At 60.2% G+C, this 22,449-nt stretch carries 14 protein-coding genes; 2 read left to right on the forward strand and 12 right to left on the reverse strand.

Annotated elements, in window-relative coordinates; all coding sequences use genetic code 11:
• Positions 1-10: 10 nt before the first annotated feature.
• Positions 11-1,600 carry a fatty acid--CoA ligase gene (locus R3E82_09710; GenBank protein MEZ5551152.1) on the reverse strand — a complete coding sequence of 530 codons (1,590 nt, stop codon included), beginning with the start codon at positions 1,598-1,600 and terminating at the stop codon, positions 11-13.
• A gap of 205 nt (positions 1,601-1,805) precedes the next feature.
• Here R3E82_09710 and R3E82_09715 point away from each other — a divergent pair, with 205 nt between their 5' ends.
• Entirely contained in the window at positions 1,806-2,072 is a 267-nt protein-coding gene (locus R3E82_09715; GenBank protein ID MEZ5551153.1) for a hypothetical protein, read from the forward strand.
• A gap of 11 nt (positions 2,073-2,083) precedes the next feature.
• On the opposite strand, the gene R3E82_09720 is transcribed toward R3E82_09715, so the two are convergent.
• Together R3E82_09720 and R3E82_09725 are read right to left on the reverse strand one after the other, a co-directional pair.
• Positions 2,084-2,959 (reverse strand): alpha/beta hydrolase, encoded by an 876-nt coding sequence (locus R3E82_09720; protein MEZ5551154.1) that lies wholly within the window; start codon positions 2,957-2,959, stop codon positions 2,084-2,086.
• 138 nt (positions 2,960-3,097) lie between these two features.
• Positions 3,098-4,513 carry an amidase gene (locus tag R3E82_09725; protein ID MEZ5551155.1) on the reverse strand — a complete coding sequence of 472 codons (1,416 nt, stop codon included), beginning with the start codon at positions 4,511-4,513 and terminating at the stop codon, positions 3,098-3,100.
• A 127-nt stretch (positions 4,514-4,640) separates the two neighbouring features.
• On the opposite strand from R3E82_09725, the gene R3E82_09730 reads away from it, so the two are divergent.
• Positions 4,641-6,026, forward strand: coding sequence for a class II fumarate hydratase (locus tag R3E82_09730; protein ID MEZ5551156.1), 1,386 nt, complete (start codon positions 4,641-4,643; stop codon positions 6,024-6,026).
• A 5-nt stretch (positions 6,027-6,031) separates the two neighbouring features.
• Here R3E82_09730 and R3E82_09735 read toward each other — a convergent pair whose 3' ends face one another.
• The 9 genes from R3E82_09735 to R3E82_09775 form a co-directional block, all read right to left on the reverse strand.
• Positions 6,032-6,829, reverse strand: coding sequence for a hypothetical protein (locus R3E82_09735; protein MEZ5551157.1), 798 nt, complete (start codon positions 6,827-6,829; stop codon positions 6,032-6,034).
• Complete coding sequence (locus R3E82_09740) at positions 6,822-9,341, reverse strand: AAA family ATPase (protein ID MEZ5551158.1); 2,520 nt, start codon at positions 9,339-9,341, stop codon at positions 6,822-6,824. Before R3E82_09740 ends, R3E82_09735 begins: the two co-directional genes overlap by 8 nt.
• 112 nt (positions 9,342-9,453) lie before the next feature.
• Positions 9,454-10,263 (reverse strand): MliC family protein, encoded by an 810-nt coding sequence (locus R3E82_09745; GenBank protein MEZ5551159.1) that lies wholly within the window; start codon positions 10,261-10,263, stop codon positions 9,454-9,456.
• On the reverse strand, positions 10,223-11,776 hold the full coding sequence (locus tag R3E82_09750) for a succinylglutamate desuccinylase/aspartoacylase family protein (protein ID MEZ5551160.1): 1,554 nt from the start codon (positions 11,774-11,776) through the stop codon (positions 10,223-10,225). Before R3E82_09750 ends, R3E82_09745 begins: the two co-directional genes overlap by 41 nt.
• 238 nt (positions 11,777-12,014) lie before the next feature.
• A complete protein-coding gene (locus R3E82_09755) occupies positions 12,015-12,551 on the reverse strand; it encodes a hypothetical protein (protein MEZ5551161.1) in 537 nt (178 codons plus the stop codon).
• 85 nt (positions 12,552-12,636) lie between these two features.
• The gene (locus tag R3E82_09760; GenBank protein ID MEZ5551162.1) at positions 12,637-15,501 is read right to left on the reverse strand and encodes a TonB-dependent receptor; all 2,865 of its coding nucleotides are present in this window, start codon (positions 15,499-15,501) and stop codon (positions 12,637-12,639) included.
• A 305-nt stretch (positions 15,502-15,806) separates the two neighbouring features.
• Positions 15,807-16,421, reverse strand: a complete 615-nt coding sequence (locus tag R3E82_09765) for a hypothetical protein (protein MEZ5551163.1) — start codon at positions 16,419-16,421, stop codon at positions 15,807-15,809.
• Positions 16,422-16,491: 70 nt separating this feature from the next.
• Entirely contained in the window at positions 16,492-19,476 is a 2,985-nt protein-coding gene (locus R3E82_09770; protein ID MEZ5551164.1) for a TonB-dependent receptor, read from the reverse strand.
• Positions 19,477-19,867: 391 nt separating this feature from the next.
• Positions 19,868-22,303 (reverse strand): TonB-dependent receptor, encoded by a 2,436-nt coding sequence (locus R3E82_09775; GenBank protein ID MEZ5551165.1) that lies wholly within the window; start codon positions 22,301-22,303, stop codon positions 19,868-19,870.
• Positions 22,304-22,449: the final 146 nt, after the last annotated feature.

The raw sequence follows: 22,449 nt of genomic DNA on the forward strand, positions 1-22,449 counted from the left end.
CGACTGAAGCTCAGTTGACCTGTCGATCGCGTCCTTCCCAATAGGGTTTGCGTAGTTCGCGTTTGAGGATTTTCCCGGAAGGGTTGCGCGGCAGCTCGTCAATGAAATCCACTGTTTTCGGGCACTTGTAACCGGCAATGCGCGAGCGCGCATGACCGATGATGTCATCCGCCGAGACCCGGGCGCCGGGTTTCAGGACCACAACGGCTTTTACTGCTTCGCCCCAGCGCTCATCCGGCACGCCGATCACGGCAACATCCGCGATGCCGGGCAGTCCGAAGATGGCGCTCTCGACTTCCGCCGGATAGATGTTCTCACCACCGCTCACGATCATGTCTTTCACCCGATCGTGAACATACACATAGCCATTCTCATCGAGATAACCGGCATCTCCGGTGTATACATAACCGTCAATCAGCGTTTTCCCGGTTTCTTCCGGCAGGTTCCAGTAACCGAGCATGTTCACCGGCGAATAGATGCAGATCTCACCCACCTGCCGCGGCGCCAGTTCCCTGTTCTGCTCATCGACAATCTTGATCTTCACCCCCGGGTAAGGCTTGCCCGCCGAGCGCATCCGATCATTGCCGTTCACATCATGATCCTGCGGCGGCAGATAAGTAGCAGCACCGGTGGTTTCCGTCATGCCGTAGAGCTGCACGAAGCCGCACTGAAAGGTGGCCAGAGCTTCTCTCAACAGATCCAGCGGGATGGGTGAGGCGCCATACATCACATGGGCAAGCTTCGAAAAATCCGTGTCCGCCGCACGGGGATGCTGCACACACATGCGAATCGCCGCAGGGACCATGAAGGTTTTGGTCACCCCTTCCCGCTCGATGATTTCCAGGGCCTCGGCAGGATCGAATTCGGGCACGATCACCAGGCGCGCTCCGCCATACAGGCCCCATACGCCATATCCCACACCGCCGATGTGAAAACTCGGCATGGCCACCAGGCTCACATCATCCGGCGTCCAGTGATTCCACTCCATGTCATCTGCTGGCGGCAGGGACTGCAGGTCGAAGAAACACTTGTGCATCAGCTGCACGCCTTTCGGATGACCGGTGGTACCACTGGTGTACATCTGGATGGCCACATCGTCGGGCTTAACGCTCACCGCAAGCTGCCCGGTACTCTGACCATCGCGCCATGCGCAGAAATCTTCCCAGCGGCTGTGTCCGGGGGCCATGGTGACGACACGACGCAGCGAAGGTACCAGCGCCTCGATCTGCTCAACCAGTCCGTAGAACTCGGGACCCACAAACACCACTTCCGCAGCGCAGTCATTGAGGATGTAGGCAACTTCGGGCGGTGCCAGCCGCCAGTTGACGCCGACCGATACAGCACCCGCACGCGCACAGCCGAACACCAGTTCATAGAAGAGGTCGGAATTTTTACCGAGGAAACCGACCCTGGCGCCATTGGCCACACCCAGCGCGTTCAAGCCGTTGGCGACCTGGGTCGCATGCCGATCGAACTGGGCGTAAGTCGTGCGCCGCCCTTCGTAGAGGAAGACTTCCCGGTCACCGCGCTCCCGGGCATGGAAACTGAGGAGGTCACCCAGTGTGCGCACCTGCGCAATGGTTGTTGGTTTGCCCGCCATGACAATTCACTCACATCCGTCGCTGATGTCGGGCAGTCTATGTCGGTCACTGTCGAAGCCGCAAACAGTGCCACCATGCACAGCAGTCCCGCCAGGGATGATCAGCCCGAACTTTCGCAGGAAAACCTGCGCACGATGAATACACATATGCAGCTCTGGGCCCTCGGCGTCACATCGCCCAGGGGCTCTGCAGACTTCGCCCGGCGTGCCGAGGCGGCAGGCTGGCAGGGCCTGCCTTGGCATCGGCTGCGGCGATTCGGCACTCGCCCACATCGGCAGCGCACCGGCGAAACTGAAACCCTTTGAGGCCTGTCTGATCGCGCTGCAGGGTTATCTGTCCGGCGCCGAGGTACCTTTCGATCTGTGTCCGATCCCGGCAGATGTCGCCCCACCCGTTGCCGAGCCGGGCCTGGACAAGCTGGCCGTGTCCGGACCGACCGTGACCGCTCAGGGCACTGACGCCGGGCGGTGATCGGACTTCGTTCAGTCCGCCATCTGCTCCTGCACGAGATAGCGCTTGAACCAGGCCACCATCGCCGCGTTCGCCCGGGCACGATGGGCAGGTTTGCGGAAGCCATGATCGCCACCCTGGATTACGATCAGTTCATGGGTCACTCCGACCTTCGACAGCTCGGCTTCGAGCATCCGACTGTCCTCGAGCGGCACCAGATCATCGGCATCACCGTGGATCAGCAGTGTCGGCGGATCATCTTCGCTTACGAACAGGATGGGCGAGATGGCCGCGGCCATGCCTTTGGGGAAATCCAGCGCCGGGAAGCGCTCGCTCGGGCCCACCCGCGGTCGCAGATCCACCGGCGGATAGTAGGCGACTACCGCAGCAAGCTGCGCATTCGCATCTGCCGCCATCACATAGCGGGCTCCGAGCGTCCGCAGGCCGCCATCGCCGCCCGCGCCCGTGGGCTCATCTTCAGCATCCAGCCCGAGCATCAGCGACAGATGCCCGCCCGCACTGCCACCCCAGACACCCAGGCGATTCGCCTCTACTTTGTAATCGCCCGCATGACCGCGGATATGACGCACCGCTGCCCGCACGTCGGATACCGCCTCCGGGACCTTGAAACGGGGTGCACTGCCATGGGTCACTGCAAACACCGCAAAGCCTTCGTCCAGCAGCGGCTTGAAACCCTTCACCCGCTCGGCAGGATTCTGCCAGACCGAAAACCAGCCGCCGCTGACCATGTAGATCACCCCGGCGCCATTCGACTGCTCCGGCAGAAACACGTCGTAAACCAGCGCCATACCGTCTTTGTGGCCATAAACCACATCCGGGCGGATCTCAGCTTCCAGCCCGCCAGCGACGATGAGCGCCATACCCAGTGCGGTCAGTTTTCCCAACATGATGCTCTCACTCCCATTCAACCAGCCCCAACCGGACCCGAGTATAGCCCCAGGCGTTTGCGCACGGATCACTCAGCACAGAACTGTCATCACCAGCCTCGCAACGGCGGACGCCAGATACCGATCACTTCGCACCGGTCATTCCAGTTCGGGAAGCGCCACTGCGTGATCCGTTGCCGTTTCGAATGCCTGCGCGATCTGCAGCAGCTCGAAATCCGCTCCCGGTCGGCCTACGATCTGCAGACCGACCGGCAGTCCGCGCGGGGTAAATCCACAGGGCACAGAAATCGCCGGACAGCCTGTGAGTGTGATCAGTGAGCAGATCTCCATCCATTGGAGATAATTGTCGAACTGCACACCCTCGATTTCCCGAATCCATTCGATCTGTTTGTCGAAGGGTGCAACCTGGGTACTGGGCAGTATCAGAAAGTCATGGCGCTCGAAAAATTTCAGCATGCGCAGAAATATCCGGGTATGGGCCAGTTCCGCCCTGCCGACCGCCTCGCCACTCAGCGCCAGGCCGCGTTCGACATTCCACTGCACCGTGTCCTTGAACATTTCCGGATGCGCCCGGTAGATCTCACCGAAACGCGCCGCGAACAGGCAGGCGCGCAATGTCTGAAATACCTCCGGGGCATCCTGAAGATCGGGTGCCGCTGCCGACACCTCGCAGCCGAGACCGGCGAACACCTCAGGTGCAGTGGCAGTGACCGTACGCACTTCTGCGGACACCGGCAGGAATCCCAGATCCGCCGTCCAGGCGATTCGCATACCGGCAGCATCACGCTCGAGGTCTCTGGCGAAGGTGCGCGGATCATCCCCAAGGGAAAGGGGTGCCCGGGGGTCAGCACCTGCCATCACCGACAGCAGTAGAGCCGCGTCTGCGACAGTGCGCGCCATGGGACCCAGCACGGAGAGCGGGTTCCATGCAGTGCGTTCGGGTACGTTTGGCACCCGACCCGGCGTCGGACGCAATCCCACCACATTGCAGAATGATGCCGGGTTGCGCAGAGAGCCGCCGAGATCACTGCCATCGGCGATGGGCAGCATCCGGGCGGCGAGCGCTGCCGCAGCACCACCACTGGATCCCCCTGCGGTGCAGGCGAGATCGTAGGGTGTGGCGGTAGCACCGAACAGCGTATTGAAGGTCTGGGAACCGGCACCCCACTCGGGTGTGTTGGTTTTGCCGATCACCACCGCACCGGCGGCCTTGAGACGCTGCACATGCAGGACATCCACCGCTGGGACATGATCTCTGAACAGGGGCGAGCCGAAGGTGGTGCGGATACCGGCCGTTTCAACCAGGTCCTTGATGGCGATGGGCAGACCTTCCAGCGGGCGGGGGGCTTCACCCGAGGCGAGCCGGGCATCTGCCGCACGGGCTGCTTCCCGTGCCGGTTCCGGCACCAGGGTGCAGATGGCGTTCACCCTGGGATTGACCGCTGCTATCCACGCCAGATGCTCTTCCAGCAGCTCGACACAACTGATCTGTCCCCGGGCGACCAGGCGCTGCTGTTCCAGCGCCGGCCGGTTGCAGAGTTCCGGAATCTTCATGGAGAGTCACCAGCGTCTGGATGAACGTAAGAGACGCAATTTAACAATCGGGAACGCATTCGGGCCAGTGCTGTTGTCTTTTCCCGAGCCAGGCCGGAACATCTTCACTCCGACACGCGAACGCGCGCTGGAGAAGGAGAGTAACGTGAAGGTCCTGACCGACAGCCTCGGTACCGTGGAAGTGCCGGATGATGCGCTCTACGGTGCCCAGACTCAGCGTGCGATAGACAACTTCCCGCTCAGCCATCGACCTATGCCTGCCGCCTTCCTGCAGGCACTGGCCCAGATCAAAGCCGCAGCAGCCGGCGCCAACGCGACCCTGGGACTGCTCGATCCCGCAGTATCGAGAGCGATCAGCGAGGCCGCACTTGAAGTGGCAAATGGCGCCCACCTCGAACAGTTTCCCGTGGACGTCTATCAGACCGGCTCGGGGACCAGCACCAATATGAACATGAACGAAGTGCTGGCAACGCTTGCAGGCAGGATCACCGGCTCTGCGGTGCATCCCAATGATCAGGTGAATCTCGGCCAGAGCAGCAACGATGTCATCCCTGCCGCTATCCATTTGAGCGCCGCCCGGCGACTGCGCGAGGAGCTGCTGCCAGCAGTCAACCATCTGATCGCCGTGATCGACCGCCGGGCGATCGAGTTGAGCGCCAGGGTGAAAACGGGACGTACTCACCTGATGGACGCCATGCCGCTGACTTACGGCCAGGAGCTGTCCGGCTGGTCAGCGGCGCTCAGCGCCGCCGCAGGCAGAATCGACAACCTGGTTCCCGCTCTGCTGCAGCTCCCGCTCGGTGCAACGGCCGTCGGCACAGGGGTAAATGCACATGTGGAATTTGCCCGGACGGCGAGCGCCCGGTTACGCGAACTGACCGGCCTGCCCTGCACACCCTGCCGCAACAACTTCGCAGCACTGTCCAGCCCCGACACTGCCGTGGCCCTGTCCGGTGAACTGAAGGCACTGGCTGTAACCCTGATGAAGATATCCAACGACCTGCGCTGGATGAACAGCGGCCCCCTGGCCGGTCTCGCGGAAATCGAACTGCCCGCTCTGCAGCCAGGCAGCAGTATCATGCCGGGGAAGGTGAATCCGGTCATTCCAGAAGCGGTGGCGATGGTCTGCGCCCAGATCATCGGCTACGACACCGCGATCACGGTGGCCGGCCAGTCGGGCAACTTTCAGCTCAATGTCATGCTGCCGCTGATCGCCTCCAACCTGCTCGAGGGCATGGCGCTGCTCGGCAATGCCAGTCGCCTGCTGGCCGACCGGGCGATTGCAGGATTTCAGGTGCGCGAAGACAGAATCGCAGAGGCCCTCGGCCGTAATCCGATTCTCGTAACCGCCCTCAATCCCATCATCGGCTACGCTGAGGCTGCTGCCATCGCCAGGCGCGCCTATGCACAAGGACGCGACGTGATCGATGTGGCTGAAGAAATGACGGAACTCTCCCGAGAACGCCTGGAAGAACTCCTCGATCCGGAGCGGCTTACAAAACCGGCCTCCTGAGCGACTCAATCCTCCAGCCGCAGCAGAGAACAGGACAGCCGGTCCATCAGCCTGACCAGAAGATTCCGCCAGTCGAGCTGTTTTGAGGGTGACAGTACCAGCAGTCGGGCGTCTTCCCGTTCACAGAGCGCGACAATCCCCGTTTCTCCCCAGTCACTGAGCCTGACAACCCGCTCCCGGGAATTCACCTGAGGTTCTGCGCCGGTTCCCGCTGGCAGCGCAATGACAAGATCCAGATCCTCCCGCTCGGCAAAGCGTCTCGCAGTCGCCAGCGCACGTGCACAGCCACCCTCGGGCGATTCGCACAGCGCGATCACAGAGGAACCCGATGCCCAGGGTTCGTTGACGAACAGTACATTGGAGTGTTCTGACACGATCGTCTCAAAGGCCAGGCCGAGCCGCGCGCGCAGTCCCGACGAACGCAGAGATCGAGTGATGACCACCAGATCCGAGCCTCGTGCCGCTGCTGCGACCGGTTCGAGCGCATGCCCTCTGACGATCCGGAAATTTCCGGTGTAGTTCAGTTTCCGTACCGACGCTTCGAATCGCGCTTTTGCCTGGGTTGCCTGTTGCGACACCTGTCGACTGATCTGATCGACGCTCAGATTGCGCACTTCGCCAGTCAGAGACACCTCACGCAACCCGGGCAGACGGGCTGCCCGCAGGAGGTCTTCGTCTTCGACAAACAGGCCGGTGAGCTCCATGTTCTGCCCGTCACCCAGCACGGCAAGCATCTCCAGCACATCCGGGGCGATGGAGTCGCAATCGAAGCTGATCAGTATGCGGGTCAATCTCTCACTCACCGGGCTGCTCCTCAGGCACGGGGGGCGGTACGGACCGGGCAGGCTCGGCCACCTCCCGAGCGGAATGTCTCCAGACTTCATGCCAGGACTGCAACTGCGCCTTTACCTGCGCATCGATTGCAGCGACGTCCGCCCGGCTGCCGGGTGACTGCGCAAACAGCAGGGCGAGCGCATCGTCCACGGTTTCCACCGTGTAGATGTGGAAGCGGCCATTGCGAACCGCCTCCACAACATCTTCGCGAAGCATCAGGTGATCCCGGTTCGTGGCGGGTATGATCACACCCTGATCCCCGGTAAGCGCCTCCGCAAGGCAGACGTCATAAAAGCCTTCGATTTTCTCGTTTACACCACCGATCGCCTGCACTGTGCCGTACTGGTCCATCGACCCGGTAACGGCAAGATTCTGCAGTATCGGCCGCTCGATGATCGCCGAGAGAAAGGCACAGACTTCGGCAATCGAAGCGCTGTCACCTTCCACGCCGCCATAGGACTGCTCAAACACCAGAGTGCCGTGCAGTGACAACGGGTTGTCCTTGGCATAGCGTGAGCCCACAAAGGAAGACACGATCATCACCGCTTTGGAGTGAATTCGACCACCGAGCTGAGATTCCCGCTCGATATCGATGAGCTCACCTCTGCCGAGACGGGCAGTGGCGGTGATGCGCATGGGCTGGCCAAACCTCATCTGGCCGATATCCATCACCGACAGACCATTGATCTGCCCGACTCTGGCACCACTGGTATCAACTACGATCAGGCCCCGGGCCACGTTCTCCCGCACCAGTTCGCGAAACCGGTCGAGTCGAAAAATCCTTTTCTCGATGGCCTGGGCCACGTGCTGCCGGTCGATCTGTTCAGCACCCGCCTGGGTGGCGATGAAATCGGCTTCCCGGAGCAGATCACGAATATCAGTGACATGGGTCGACAACCGTTCCCGATCCTCAACCAGTCGACTGCTGTGCTCGAGTACCCGCGCCACGGCAGCGACAGTCAGATGTTTGAGCCCGGCTTCCCGGATGGTCCCGGCAATCAGATTCGCGTAGGCATCGACATTGTCCGGTGTCCAGTCCACATCGTCGTCGAAGTCCGCCACGATCTTGAAGAGTTCATCGAAGTCCGGATCGTAATATCTCAACAGATGATACAGACGCCTCGACCCAAGAAGCACGACCTTCACATCAAGCGGGATCGGTTCCGGCTCGAGAGAAACCGAGTAAGTCATGTTGAGCAGCTGACTGACCGACTCGATCCGCACACAGCCATCAAAAAGGGCCCGTTTGAGCGCCTCCCAGGCAAACGGCTTCTGTACCAGCCGCTCCGCATCGAGCAGCAGATAGCCGCCATTGGCGCGGTGCAGCGCGCCTGGTCGAATCAGATTGAAATCGGTGACCGGTGTGCCGAACTCGATTCGGTGTTCCAGTTTACCCACAAGGTTTTCGAGACTGGGGTTACTTTCATAGAGCACGGGCACACCCGGGTTTTCGCTCTCCCTGTCGCCACCTGCGGGCACGGCACCCCTGTCGGACCCGGAGCCGGCACCTGCATCCACGAGCAGATTGATGTTGAACCGTTCCAGAAAACGGTCCAGATCCATTCCCGGCATGAATGGCATACCGGAACCGTGATTGCCGGTGTGCAGCAGTCTGTCGACGTTGTCGAGCACCTCCTCCTGCACTGCGTTCAGATACTGGCTGATCCGCTCGTAGGCCTGATAACGACCGCGCATCCGGGCCAGCAATCGCACAACCACCTGCTCCGCCGTCCTGCGCACCAGCTGGCGCTGATCCTCCACCAGTCGCTGGCGGAACTGGGGATAATCACGCAGTCGTTCGAGCAGGCGATTGGTCATTTTGTCGATCGCAGCCTGAATCTTCTGCCGCTCTTCATCATCGAGTGCGATGAAGGCTTCCTGATCCATGACTTTGCCATCGCGCACCGGCGCGAAGACAAACCCGTTCGGGGTGGGCAGCATCGTCAGACCTGCAGACTTGGCCTCTGCTTCAAGCGCTGCGGCATCTCTGGACTGGCGCTCCTGAAGTCCACTGCTGAGCTCCTGAACCTGCTGATGGAATTCATCCGAAGTCAGAGCGGCGGGGACCACCGTGCGGATACCGGCAACGAACTCCTGCATCTGCTGACGGAACAGTCGACCGAGACCTGCCGGCAGACGCACACTGTGAGGTCGCGCCGGATCCTCGAAGTTCTGCAGGTAGCACCAGTCATCGGGGGTTTCACCGCGCGCCGCCAGTGCTTCGAGACGATGGGTCACCAGCGCCCGCTTGTCCGTTGCAGGCGCGCCCAGTGCGTAAAGATTGTAGCCGGGAAACCGTATGCCCACCCCGAACTCCACAGCATCGCGGGCCCGCAACTGCGCCAGCGGCTCTGCCGTGGGAGTCAGATCGGCCGTGCTGGTAAAGGACAGCGTCGCTGGATCGACCTTGCGTAACAGAGCTTCGTGGGTGAGTTCGATTTCCATTCGGACCAGGCGCACCAGAGGGACATGGAAAGCCAACTTCTACACCAGCAGCTGGTGAACCAGCATCGTGGGATTCCCCGATGTCCTGCCCGCAACAGGAATCCGGCTCGATTTCGCGAGGAAATTCAGGCTCAACAGAAAGACGGGGTCAGGGGTGGGGTTCAGCCCGGCTCAGCCAGCGCCCACAGCCGTGCAGAATGCGTGCTCCGATGTGTGTAACGACGGTAGCTGCAAAAGGCTCGCCACTCATGGCGTCGTTACAGGCTCTGTCCGTGATCTCCACAACGACGGTCTCATCCCCACTTCGACCACGAATTACCCGTGGACCACCAGTCACTGATGGGCTCAATGCAGGCACTGGATCCATCTCGATCGACAGCAGCCGATCGCCATAGTCGAGTTCGAGATCCATCCGCCGCTCCCGGATCTCGATGGACCAGCCCGGCTCGTTGCCGACGCCGCGAAACAGCACGCCGGACAACCGGGCGTGCGCCCAGATCGACTGGTGCACATCGAGGCGACAACTAGTGTGAAGCTCACCTGCAACTTCGATCATGGCCTCATCACCCTTGACCCAGACCATCAGGTCATCCCCTTCGTAACGGCTGCCGCTGGCCGCACGAACCTGGCCGAGCACGAAATAACCGCCGCCCCACTCAGCCGGGAGCCAGAAGGCGAGTTCACCAGGGCCCACACGGGTGACCACGCTCAATGATTCACCGCGGTCGTCGCACTGGTAGACAAAGGTGTTCCGCCGGGCGCCAGAGGATACTGTCTCTGCAACGACCGGTACCATCGGCGAACAGGCTGGATCAGACGGTGGGCGGATCCGTTCCCCGGTGCAGCCGACGGCAGCGGCAAGAGGCGCGATCAGCAGCAGCAGAAGACGGAATCGAAACCCGGCAACAGCAGCAGGGTTATTCTTCAGAGTCGTCCCGGCTGTCTGTGAGATCTTCATAGGCTGCTACCGGATGGTCCATCTCGGTGTGACCGTTGTCCGGTTCACTGGGCAGCCCCTCCAGCGTCGGGGCTTCGACACCGATATGGTAAGCGGCGTATCCCGGCATCACGAACTGATTGAGCGCCATGCCGATGACGCGTCCGGAACTGGGCGAGCGAATGACCTGCTCGGCGTTGGTGATGGGATCCGTAACCGTGCCGAGCTGATCCCCGGCTTTCACCCGGCGGCCAAGTTTTACCTGACTCAGCAGAATGCCACCGTTGTCGGAACGCACCCACAGTGATCGATAGTATGTCGGTTCGGGATTGCCCCAGAAGCTGCGCCTGCCGTACATACCCATGTTGTCGAGCAGACCGAACAGGGCCTTCACGGAGTGCTCCACGGCAGCAGCATCCACCCGCAGGGGTTCTCCCGCTTCGAGGGTCACGGTGGGGATCCCGGCAATCACCGCAGCACCCCGTAAGGTGCCCGAACCAGCCCGGCTGTGCAGTATCACCGTGGAACCGAATCCCTTGGTGAGATTCACCACACCTTCAACTTCCAGGTTGGCGCGCAACTGGGGCAGGTTGGTGCGATGGAATGAGCCGGTATGCAGGTCCACCAGTGCGTTGCAGTGGCGCAGTACCTTCTCGAAAAAACTGTAGGCGATTCTCGATGCCGCACTGCCTCGGGGGTTGCCCGGGAAGAATCGGTTCAGGTCGCGTCGATCGGGCAGATAGCGGGAGTGCCGCTCAAATCCCTGCAGGTTCACGATCGGCACGCCGATCAACCTTCCGCTCAGTTTTGCAGGGTCTACCGAGTACATGAGCTGACGCACGGTCTCAATACCATTGAGTTCATCGCCATGCACGGCAGCGGTTACACAGAGCGTCGGCCCCGGTTCGGCCCCCTGGGCGACGAGCACCGGGGTGGGAATGGACGCACCATAGAGTGACTCACCCGCCCACCAGGTCATTCTCGACAGGGTGCCCGGCTCCAGATCGCCGAAACCCTGATCGATGGAAGTGCCGTCCTGGCGCAGCGAAGCTACATATTCGAGTTCAGGCATCGGCCCGCTCTCTCCGAGGGGTGCGCCATCGTCGGTCGGATCCGGAAGATCTTCGAAGTCTGCAGCGTGGGACCTGCGCAGCTGCAGCAGCGTCAGTTCGACCTCGTGGGAGGTTGTGCGGAGTTCATCCGCAGGCTGGTCCGTTCCGGACGGCTTTACCCGATAAGACACCCTGGGCGTCAGTACAGGCACAGGCACGGCCTCCACTGCAGCTTCCGGAGCAGCCACCACTTCGGTTTCCACCCCGGCCACCACTTCGGCTGCGGACCCACTCGCGGCGGCAGGCCCGCTCGAATCCACTGCGACATCCGGTGTGGTCAGCTGTTCGGAAACGGGCTCGCCCGCCGCCACCAGCGTGGCTGCGAATGCTTCGTTTGCCGTGTACTTGCGGGCGTCGTTGACCAGGAAGCCAATGACCAGAGACACACAAGCCACACCGATCAGACGTGCTGCAGAGTCCATACATCCGTATCTGGAATCATCCGGGCTGCGGCATTATAGGTTGCGTCGCCCGTTCTAATCGTCCTCACCGCGGGATAATGTGCCGCAGTTCCCTTTCAAGAGTTGAACCTGCGCAAGCTTACACTTCCGTAAGGTGTCGTGGCTATCCTGCTGGCCCGAATGATCTTTCTTCGGGGTGGAAGTCGGACCTGGTAGACCCTCATGGTGAGACGACGGGCGCTTTTCGTCCCCGTATTGCTCAGCGGGCCCGGTTGAAGCGTGCCCGTTTCTGACCGTCATTTACCCGGAGATGAAAGGCGCTCAGGGCACCCCGGCTGATGGTCACCCGATCCCCGACCTCGACCTGGATCCGGGATCTGTCCGACTGCTGCCAGACCTGGTCGTTCTCGAGGGTCAGCACCAGGCCACCCAGGGCATTGCGTTCGATCCGCACCACCGCACTGGTGATCTCACTGGTACTTTTATTGGACTGATGATGTTCGACACCGAAATCGGCTTCTTGCCGATTCCGGTCCGGGTCACCGGCGGCTGGATCCGGCACCGGTCGATCAGGCGACGATGGTTTCAGTGAAGTCTGCTTCAGATAAGCGTCATGCAGCCTGTCGTAACAGGCCAGCCGAGTCAGATCATCGGCTTGTGAACCACAGGCGAGCACTTCCGCCACCGGATCCTGCCCTGCCTGTGGTGTGCCTTGTGCCTGTAGAGTGCCAGTAAAGACCGTCGCCACGGCCACCATCACGCCGAAGTGTCTGGTACCCGAAAATGCTCTGCGCATGGAAATTCTCCAGAAAAAAAGCCGGTGGGTTACCCCACCGGCTTTGCGTCGAGTGACCCGACCCTTGCAGGACCGGGAATCGATGCTAGAACGCCACCTTCGCACGGACCCAGAGCTGACGTCCGACGACGTCATAGACACCAGGTGCGGTGTTGGCATTGAACGCACTGTGGAAGCGCGGTGGCTCCTCGTCAGTAAGGTTTTCAATGCCGATACTGCCAGTGAACTGATTCCAGGTGTAGTTGGCAATCAGGTCGTGATAGAGAATGCTCTCTGCCTTGGCATCATCGGTGATGTCAGACGGGCGCAGCAGGTCCTTGGACTCGTCGAACCAGCGCATGCGCCAGTCCAACGACCAGGCTTCCGCGCTCAGCCGCACGCTGGAATTCCAGCGCCACTCGGGATAGACGCCGAAACCATCATCATCACCAGCCGTGCCGACCAGATCGATCGTGCCGGATCCCGGGAAGGTTTCCTTGTACTTGTCCAGGTAGGTGCCCATGAATGAGACTTCAAGCAGATTGATCATGCCCCAGTCCACCGGACGGGAATAATCGATCGCGAAGTCGACACCGGAAGTTTCGACCTTACCGAGGTTGCCGAATTCAGCTTCTGCATCGGCCGGGAACGCATCATCGATACCCGTACCGGTGATGAAGAAACTACAGGCAATCGACGTGGACTGATCAGCGGCATTCAGACAGTTGCGGAGCAGACCATTGTAGTCTGGTGCATCGATATACTCATCGATCTCAATATTCCAGTAGTCGACACTTGCGCGGATGCCCTCTACAAACTCAGGCGTCCAGACCACACCGAAGGTGTAGGACGTGGACTCTTCCGGTTCCATGTCCGCCTGTGGGTTGAGAGTGTAGGCGGACTGAACCTGGAATCCGAGTTCAGATGCCGGACCGGGATCAACCCCGTTGGCAGCACAGTTAGCCTGAATGTTGGGCGTTGCATCACTACGGGTGTCGTAGAACTCGCAGGGGAATTCGACGATCGGGAAGGTCGTCGACTGGCCTGCCACAAGCTCCACCACATTGGGTGCGCGGAATCCTGTGGAGTAGGTCGTGCGGACCCGGAACGCTTCGTTGATCGCCCAGTTCACACCCAGTTTGTAGTTGGTCGTATCACCCACGGTGTCGTAGTCGGAGTAACGAACCGAGGCTTCAAGATCCAGCGCCTTGGCAAAGGGCTGATCCGCCAGCAGTGGGAACAGCAGTTCACCATAGATTTCGTCGACCGAGTACTTGCCATCCAGCGGATCCGCTGCTCCGCCCGTGGTCAAGCCACCGCCGATGAATTCATCGGGACTGAAAGAGGCCTTCTCTTCGCGATATTCATAGCCAGCCGCCCAGCCGATGGCACCGCCCTGGAGGTCACCGAATTCACCATTGACGTTGAGCAGGATGTTCTCGAGACGGTTCTTGTACTGATCTTTCAGCGAGTTCGCCATCAGATAGTCGATCTCAGCCGCGCTGATCGTGCCGAAAGGTCCGAAAGGGTTCAGCGCATTCTGGGGACCGGTTGCCGCAACACATGAAGGATCTGCGCTGCAGAGTGTGGGATCCACGATAGTCGCCCACTTGTCGAAACGATGGTAGAAGTTGGTCTCGCTGACGCTTTCACCTTCGGAGAAAACGTAGGCCAGTTCCCAGTTGATGGTTTCGTTGAAATCACCACGCAGACCAACCAGCATCCGATAGGAGTCGTTGGTCTGGCTGAACAGTCGGCCACCGGATTCCTCGAACCGCCGGTTCGTCTCGACCGGCTGTCCACTGATACCCCACGGATTGCTGGGCGTGTCACCAAAGGGATTGAAAGGGTTGGACGCGGGTACAACCGAGTTCCACATGCCGGTGCCTGCAAAATCGGGATCAACAGAAAATGATGCATCCGGGGCCAGGCGCTGGTGGGATGTTCGGCGGGTATAGGACATCTCACTGAACATGCTTACCGAACCAGAGCTGGAGGACGCGATCTCATAGTCACCCTGAGCGGCAATCTGCCAGCGTTCATGCGGTGTGATCAGCGCGTTGATCGGTGCATAGTTGTACGTATCTGACCCGGTGAACTCGCGAATCTGGCCGGTGGATGCATCGATGATGAACTGGCTTCCGACGCCCTGTGCCGCAAGAGAATCCAGACTCGCCTGATCGAATTCACGGCTGCGAATACGGCGACTGTTCCCGGATCCGAGGCCACTGGCCACGAAACTGCCGTTCGGCTGCAGCGTCGGCCAGAGCGCGTCTTCCGCCCAGCTGCGATCGCCCTGCAGCAGCTCATCCTGCTTGGCGTAGGTCAGGCTCAACTGAGCACCACCACGATCGTTGGAGACTCCCAGCAGAGCATTGATGCTCTTGGTGTCGGCGTCCCACTCCTCGGTACCCCAGCTGCCGTCTGCCGACAGTTCGATGCCTTCGAAGCGGTCCTTGGTAATGATGTTCACCACACCCGCCAGCGCATCGGAACCGTACACGGACGACGCACCATCCTTGAGCACTTCCACCCGATCGATCATCGGCATCGGAATGGTGTTCATATCCACTGCGCCGATATCGGATGAGCTGCCAATGAAACTGCCAGTCGTTCTGCGGCCGTTGATCAGTACCAGCGTACGCTTGAAGCCGAGACCGCGAAGATCCACGAACTTGCCGCCGTCACCGCCGTTATTGATGTTTGCACCTGCCTGCCAGCCCGAAAATGCCGGGAGACGCTTAAGGTATTCATCGACACTGATCACGCCGGTCTGAGCCATCTCTTCCGAGGTGACCACATCGACCGGGGAAGCGGCTTCAAAACCGGTGCGCGCGATACGCGATCCGGTTACCACAACCTCCTCGATGACCGCACCTTCCTGGGCGCTGAGGGAGCCGGCAAAGCCGATACCCAGCAGCGCACTCAGGGAGGTGATCAGCATCGACGAGAAACCAGGTTTCTTAGCCATAAATTGATCCTTTCCGTTATAAGGTTATTTGGTCAGGGCCAGGGCCCGTGGCCGGCATCCTAATCGCCTTGAAACAAAATGCAACACTTCCTGCAGGATAATTTCACTTTTTCTTCAGTATTGAAAAGAGAAAAAAGCTTTATTTGTCAATATGTTAAAGGAAGGAAAGACAATCCGAATCAATTTCAGCTGCGATTTTCGGATTACCGACCACCCTGATGTCCCGGCGCCTGCCACCCCTGCAGCCGGTTTCGGGGTCGGTGATCAGGGTGCCTTGAAGATAGGGGATGCGGAGACGGAGGCCGTTACTTCTGGCGCCGCACCCGGATGCTGGTACTCCCGGAGACCTTCTCGAGAAGAAAAGATCCGATACTCGCAGCGGAGATCCGCACCCGCTCACCAGGCTTCAGACGCAGCGACCGGCTGTCGATCTGGCGCCACAGCTGGCCGTTGTCGAGTTCGATGATCAACTCGCCATATGCGGTGCGCTGCACCACTGCAACTTCGGCTTCGATGAAGTCGAGCTGGGTTGAACCGATGACTTCCTTGACGAGATCCCGTGAGGCAGATTCTTCCCGGCCGAACATTTCAGTTGGTGTGAGAGACGTTGTCGGCCCGGTCGGTGCCGACGGGGTCGGTGCCGACGGGGTCGGTGTCGACGGGGTCGGTGTCGACGCGCTTGTGGGCTGATTAACGGTCGCTGATTGGGTCGGCGTCGCTTGAGCGGGTGCCGACGGGGTCGCAGTCAGTCGGTCCATCGCGCTGTCATAGCAGGCCAGTCGTGACTGGGCCTCCGCCATCGCCTGACACCGCAACAGCACATCCGGCACTTCCGCACCGGCAGGGAACACGGCGAGGCAGAGTAAAGCCGCAATCGCACATTTGAATCCCGGGTATTGCACTCTGCAGGTATCTGACATCTAAAACACCAAAAAAAAAGCCGGTGGGTCTTGCACCCACCGGCCCTTCATCAGAACGAGCGAACCAAAATCAGAAGTTCGCGCGCAGTCCGAGGTAGAACGCACGGCCGATGGCATCGTACATGCCTGCCATCGTTTCGGTACCGGTGTCGCTGTCCGACAGACCGGCAGAAATCAGCGGTGCTTTCGCATCGAACAGATTCTCTACGCCACCAAAGACTTCAATCTGTGTGCCGTAGACCTGTTGCGGAATCGTGTAGCGACCCGAGATATCGGAGTACACGACAGAACCCGTGGTGCAGTCGAGATCCAGATCGGAACAGTCCTGATCGTTGAGGTCGGTATCTTCGATCCGGCCTTTACCGATGTAGCGGACCTGCCACTGCAGCATCAGGTTGTCCAACTGATAACGGAAATTGGTGTTCCAGCGATGCTTGGGGTTGCCGACTTCACCGCGCTCGTTGTCCGGATCGGTACCCGGCAGGTTCACAATCTCGTACTGGTCGAGGTAGGTGTAGATGAATCCGATCGAGAAGACGCCGGGCATGCCGATATCGAAAGCCTGGGGTTCGAAGTCGAGATTGATCTCCACATCCAGACCCGCGGCGTCGATCGTACCCACGTTGGCGGTACCCGAGTTCACTTCATCCAGCGCGCCCTGCTGAGGGGTGCCGGAAGCATAGCGAACGATGTTGGCGCACAGCGGATTGTTCGGGAAACCCGGATCCGCGTAGCACAGATCGAGCACGTTGTTCTGGGTGACTGTGAAGATCGCATCGTCAATCTCGATATCCCACCAGTCGACGGTGGTGGACACATTCAGCCCTTCCGGCAGGAAGTCCGGGGTCCAGACCGCACCGAAGGTCCAGGAATCGGATTTCTCTTCGGTCAGATCCGGGTTGCCACCGAGGAAGCCGGTGGTGCCCTGCAGTTCAGGCTGGGTCAGGGTGAAAGAGCCGGTGTTGGCGATACGGGTTGCGATCGCAGGGATCGAACGGCAGTTGTCCGCGATCGTACCTGAGGTGGTTGCGGTCACGCCTGCGCAGGGGTCATTGACCTGTGCGAAGGTCTGGGTGCCCGGGTCGAACAGCTCATCGATGTTCGGTGCGCGTACTGCACGGGAGATCGATCCCCGCACCAGCACCTGCTCGATCGGAGCCAGTTCGAAGCGACCTTCCCAGGCCGTGGTGCTGCCGACCGTCGAGTAGTCGGAGAAGCGCACTGCGCCGCCGATACCGAAGTAATCGACGATGTTGTCGGCAAGCAACGGCACATTCAATTCAGCATAACCTTCGGTCACGTCGAAGCTGCCCGAAATGCTCGGTGAGGCATTCGATGAGTTGAGACCACGAACGGTCAGCGCATCGTTGATCGCTTCGGATTTCTCTTCACGATACTCCGCGCCCACCGCGAACTGCACCGCACCGGCAGGCAGTTCGAAGAGGTCGCCGGTCAGGTTGCCGGACACCACATACTGCTCGATCTTCGAATTGCGCGACTGATCGGCGGTGATGTAGTCGACCGCTTCCTGGCTCAGCGAGTTGAAGCCGAAGACGTTTGCCGGTGCGCAGCCGCCTGCCCGGGCTTCAGCATCGATGCAACGCAGCTGACCCGCATTGTCCGGATCCGGCTCGACGAGCAGGGCGTTGCGGAAGGCAGTGACGTCTTCCTGGCCGCCGCTGATCTGAGACTGGGTCGAACGACCATACACGTAGCTCAGATCCCAGTCCCAGCCGGTCTGCTCAATCGTGCCTTCAAAACCGGTGGCGAAGCGAAAGGTCTGCCGGTCGTTGGCGCTGCCGCGATTGCCGAACTCGGCAAGGCGACGGGTGAAGAAAACACCATCCACACCATTGGCCAGCGCATCATCGTAGATGGCCTGGGGAATGATCTGGTTCTGGATCATCATGCCGTTGCTGTCCTCAACCATCAGCGGAATACCGCCGGAAGCGGAGGTCTGGAAGAGGTCGTCGGACGCCATGGGGAACGGCTCCAGCTCGGAATCCGTGGTGGCATCCGAATAGGTGCCTTCAAAGAACAGGCGCAGATTATCGTTGAAGTCGAAGTGCGCCGTCGTCGAGAACAGATAGCGCTCGGTGGGAATGGCGATGGTGCGGTACTGCATGCGGTTGAAACCATCCGGACCCCGGGTCGAGTTACCGTTGGTGGTGAAGCTGTCGACCAGGGTGCCATCGGGCAGGTAGGTCCAGTCGTCACCACTGCCACCAGTGCCATTCGTATCGAAGCGGCCCTGCAGCGGGAAGCTCGAGTAGAAGGGGAAGACCTGACCGAATACCGCACCACCGCGATCGGCGTCCGCATCATCGGTGATACCTATGGCGATGGGGGAAACAGCGTCAATCTTGGTGCGGCTGCGATTCCGTGAATACACCGCATTCTGATCGGTGTAGCCCATGAAGAGAGTTGCGTTACCGCGGCCATCAGCGAAGTTACCGCCGATCATCAGCCCGATATCGGTCTCTTCACCGTCGCTCTCATCCGTGGTTTCGTAGCGGCTGGTGAATTCCACGCCTTCGAAATCATCGCGCAGGATCAGGTTGATCACACCGGCAACCGCGTCAGAGCCGTAGACGGCGGACGCGCCACCTGTGATCACCTCGACCCGCTCGATCATGCCCGCGGGAATCGCGTTCATGTCGACAGCGGAGGTGCCCGGAACCCCGGCCACAAAACGACGGCCGTTCACGAGGGTCAGCGTGCGGGCAACACCCAGGTCACGCAGATCGACGTTCACCACGCCGGAGTTGTTGATATCGAAGTTGGAGTTGGTCCGATTGAACAGCGGCGTGCCGAGGGCAGGCAGCTGGTTGAGGAAATCGGCAATGTTGGTCTCTGCACCAAGTTCGAGATCCTCGCGGGACAGAACCTGGAGCGGTGTCGGCGCCGTCAGTGAATCACGGGCGATGCGCGAACCGGTTACGACGATCTCCTCGATCATCACCTCTTCCTGGGCGACCGCCACCTGAGCGGTGAAGCTCAGGGACGACAGCAGCAGGCAAAGGGATGCCGGATAACAGATCGATTTTTTCAGCATGAAAACCCCCTAAAGGTCAGGCTATACATTTTTTGAAAACGGCCTGGCGGCCGAATTTCGACCGGCGCATTGTAACTATTGAGAAACAGTTTGCCTCTTTTTTTTTCATTATGTGTTCATCATGTTTCCATCATCCCATTGAGTCGCCCGGATAACGGGCTTCCCAGGGTATTCCGTCGCTGTACGCCACCCGCTCGGGTCGGCAATCTGATCGTCCGGCAACAACGTCCGGCAACAAACTGAAACAAATCGGCTCAGGGCTGAGCCAGGATGCTGTCGGCCGCTATCCGACAGAAAACTATACATTCTCAATGAGTCAGGATTGCCAGGCATCTGCGCGCACACCAGCGCGCGCACCAGGACGGTGCGCGGGTCCGAAGGTCAGGACGGGTTATTCGAAGCGCGCAAGCACTCTCGCATAGAGCAGTCGGCCTTCGAATCCATACGGGGAGAAGTTCGAATAGGGGTATAAGTGGTTGGCATCCGGCGCGCCCGCCTCCCGGGGCAGGGTATCGGGATAGCTGTCCAGCAGATTGTTCACTCCGATACTGAAAGCCACCACCGGCGTGGCCTGATACAGAACATCCGCATCCAGGATCCAGGCAGCATCGATTTTCTGCCCCTGTCCGCCATTCGTGGTCTGATCCTCGGTCGACCCGTAACCGGTCACACGGGTGTTCAGATCGAAACGCCCCCTGCGCCAGTTGCCACTGAGGATGATCCTGGATTCCGGCCAGGCGGTGGCAAGCTGGTCCAGGGCGGTGGCGCCGAACAGCGCGTCGCTGGCGCCAGTGCTGTCTGCTTCGATGTCTGTGACGCTGATACCCAGAGTCAGGTCCAGTTCGCCTGAACCCAGCGTCGTCGACCAGGCACCTTGCGCATCGACACCTCGATGTTGCACATCCGCGCCATTGAGCACAAAGCGGGCCGTACCGGCCGGAGAGCCAAAGGCCTGCGCATCCGCAAGGACTACCCGGTCATCCACCTGTGTCTGGTAGACGTCGATCCGGAAACTGAAAGCACCTCCCGGCGCATACTCGACCCCGGCGCTGACGCTGAATGTTGACTCCGCCTCGAGTCCGTCGACACCAAAAGCTGCGGCCACGGTACTGTCCGGAAGATAGACACCAGACTCGACGGGACCACCCGTGGTCAGGGTAGTTGTACTGCGTGCGTAGCTCTGCTGTGCGATGCCGGGCACCCGGTCTCCGCCGCTGATCCCCAGTCGCACCTGCCACGCGGGGTCGATCTGATAAGCGAGGGACAGCTGGCCGTTTGCCATTGTGTCGAAGCCGTCGAAATCGTCGACCCGAGCCGCCCCGTAGGCGGACAACCGTTCGCTGAGGTTCATGCGCAGATCGGCGTAGATTCCGGTGCCATAGCGATCGACCCCCACCTCTTCCGGGAAACCTGCGTAGCCAACGGATCCCGCTGGCAGTGGCAGCCGCGCAGGATCGGCCGCGCCGGCGTCCAGATAACTGGCGCCCTCCCCGCGCTCAACTTCGTACTTGTCCAGCCGGTACTCGATGCCGACGTTTACTCTGGCCGCGCGCTCGAAGAGAAGCAGATTCCGGCCGAAATCGAAATTGAACGCCTCCAGGTCAGATTCGGTGTTACCCGTGTTGAATGTCAGTGGACTCAGAGCGCCGTAGGTGGGATTGAGCGAATCCCGGACCTTCCAGTCGATTTCACTGTTCATCACCCCATAGCTGAAGTCCCAGTTCCAGTCCCAGGCGTTGCCCCGGGCACCGACTGTGAAACTGCGATCGTCAATGTCGGTTTTGATCAGTGGCAGCAGGCCATTCGGATAGAGTTCCGGCAGGGCTTCCGCATCAAGTGGCCGATAATACCCCGCCGCGCTTTTTGAATTGCGGGTCGAAAGCGCGGTGAATCCGTACAGCTCGACTTCATCATTGAGATGCACACCGGCGTTGAACTGTATGTTGAGTTCGTCCCTGTCTGGCTGGCCGTAAGAGGTCGTCAGCCGGCTCACGGTGCTTTCGCGAATATCGAAATCGCCATTCGCCTGCAGGGGATACTGCTGCCGTTCGTCAAATCCGGAACGATTGCTGCTGTCATCCGCCCAGTATCCGGCACTCACCCGCATGAAACCCCGCTCAGTGAGATCGAATCCCCAGCTGCCCGAGAGATTCAGGCTGTCTCCGTCACCGTCATCGATCACTCGAGAACCGCCAGTGACATGGGAAATCGAACCGGAGCCGTTGTCGACGGTGGTCTGGTTGAGCTTGGGCACGCCATCCATGGTCGTACGCCGCTGTCCGTACTGGGCGCGCAGATGCCCGCCAGAGGCACTGTCATCGAGCACGAGATTGATCACCCCACCGAGTGCATCTCCGCCGAAACGGCCACCGACGGCACCCAGCGCCACCTCGACTCTTGACAGGGCACTCAACGGTACCGCATCCAGATCCACACCTGGCGAGCCCTGACCGGGTGCGTCTTCGGTATGGAACATCGCCGCGGCATGCCGTCGCTTGCCGTTTACGAGCACCACCATCTGATCCGGGGCAAAGCCTCGCAGCGAGGCGAGCGGAACATGATCTTCACCGTTGAGCGTCGCGGCCTGGCGCAGCGACAGCGCCGGCAGCAAGGCAGCGAGCGCGGGTCCGAGACGCGTATAGCCGGTGCGTACGAGATCGGCCTGCTGGAATACCGTTATGGTATCCGTTGTGTCAGCAGATTTTTCAGACCGCAGTGAAACACTACCCGCATCCACACCCGCCGCCGCATGCTGCACACCGGTCAGCGAAATACCGATCACCAGAACCGGAAGCGCGACCTTTCTGTGAAGGAATGCATGCAGCATGTTTTTATCCTGAAGTGAGCGGGGTAGGGTTTTTAGAGTCCGGGAAGCACGGTTTTCAATCGTATGGCAAAGCAGACGGCGGGCGCTCCGCGGTTATGCAGGTACCCCGGGCATCATCCGGGGCACCCTCAGCCATTCAGCCCGTG

The sequence above is a fragment of the Pseudomonadales bacterium genome (genome assembly GCA_041395945.1).
GTDB lineage: Bacteria > Pseudomonadota > Gammaproteobacteria > Pseudomonadales > Azotimanducaceae > SZUA-309.

What these genes read in the sequence shown, in the direction of transcription:
- R3E82_09710 (MEZ5551152.1), bottom strand. Translation starts at nt 1,600, where the DNA reads ATGGCGGGCAAACCAACAACCATTGCGCAGGTGCGCACACTGGGTGAC.
- R3E82_09720 (MEZ5551154.1), bottom strand. Translation starts at nt 2,959, where the DNA reads ATGTTGGGAAAACTGACCGCACTGGGTATGGCGCTCATCGTCGCTGGC.
- R3E82_09725 (MEZ5551155.1), bottom strand. Translation starts at nt 4,513, where the DNA reads ATGAAGATTCCGGAACTCTGCAACCGGCCGGCGCTGGAACAGCAGCGC.
- R3E82_09745 (MEZ5551159.1), bottom strand. Translation starts at nt 10,263, where the DNA reads ATGAAGATCTCACAGACAGCCGGGACGACTCTGAAGAATAACCCTGCT.
- R3E82_09750 (MEZ5551160.1), bottom strand. Translation starts at nt 11,776, where the DNA reads ATGGACTCTGCAGCACGTCTGATCGGTGTGGCTTGTGTGTCTCTGGTC.
- R3E82_09755 (MEZ5551161.1), bottom strand. Translation starts at nt 12,551, where the DNA reads ATGCGCAGAGCATTTTCGGGTACCAGACACTTCGGCGTGATGGTGGCC.
- R3E82_09760 (MEZ5551162.1), bottom strand. Translation starts at nt 15,501, where the DNA reads ATGGCTAAGAAACCTGGTTTCTCGTCGATGCTGATCACCTCCCTGAGT.
- R3E82_09765 (MEZ5551163.1), bottom strand. Translation starts at nt 16,421, where the DNA reads ATGTCAGATACCTGCAGAGTGCAATACCCGGGATTCAAATGTGCGATT.
- R3E82_09770 (MEZ5551164.1), bottom strand. Translation starts at nt 19,476, where the DNA reads ATGCTGAAAAAATCGATCTGTTATCCGGCATCCCTTTGCCTGCTGCTG.
- R3E82_09775 (MEZ5551165.1), bottom strand. Translation starts at nt 22,303, where the DNA reads ATGCTGCATGCATTCCTTCACAGAAAGGTCGCGCTTCCGGTTCTGGTG.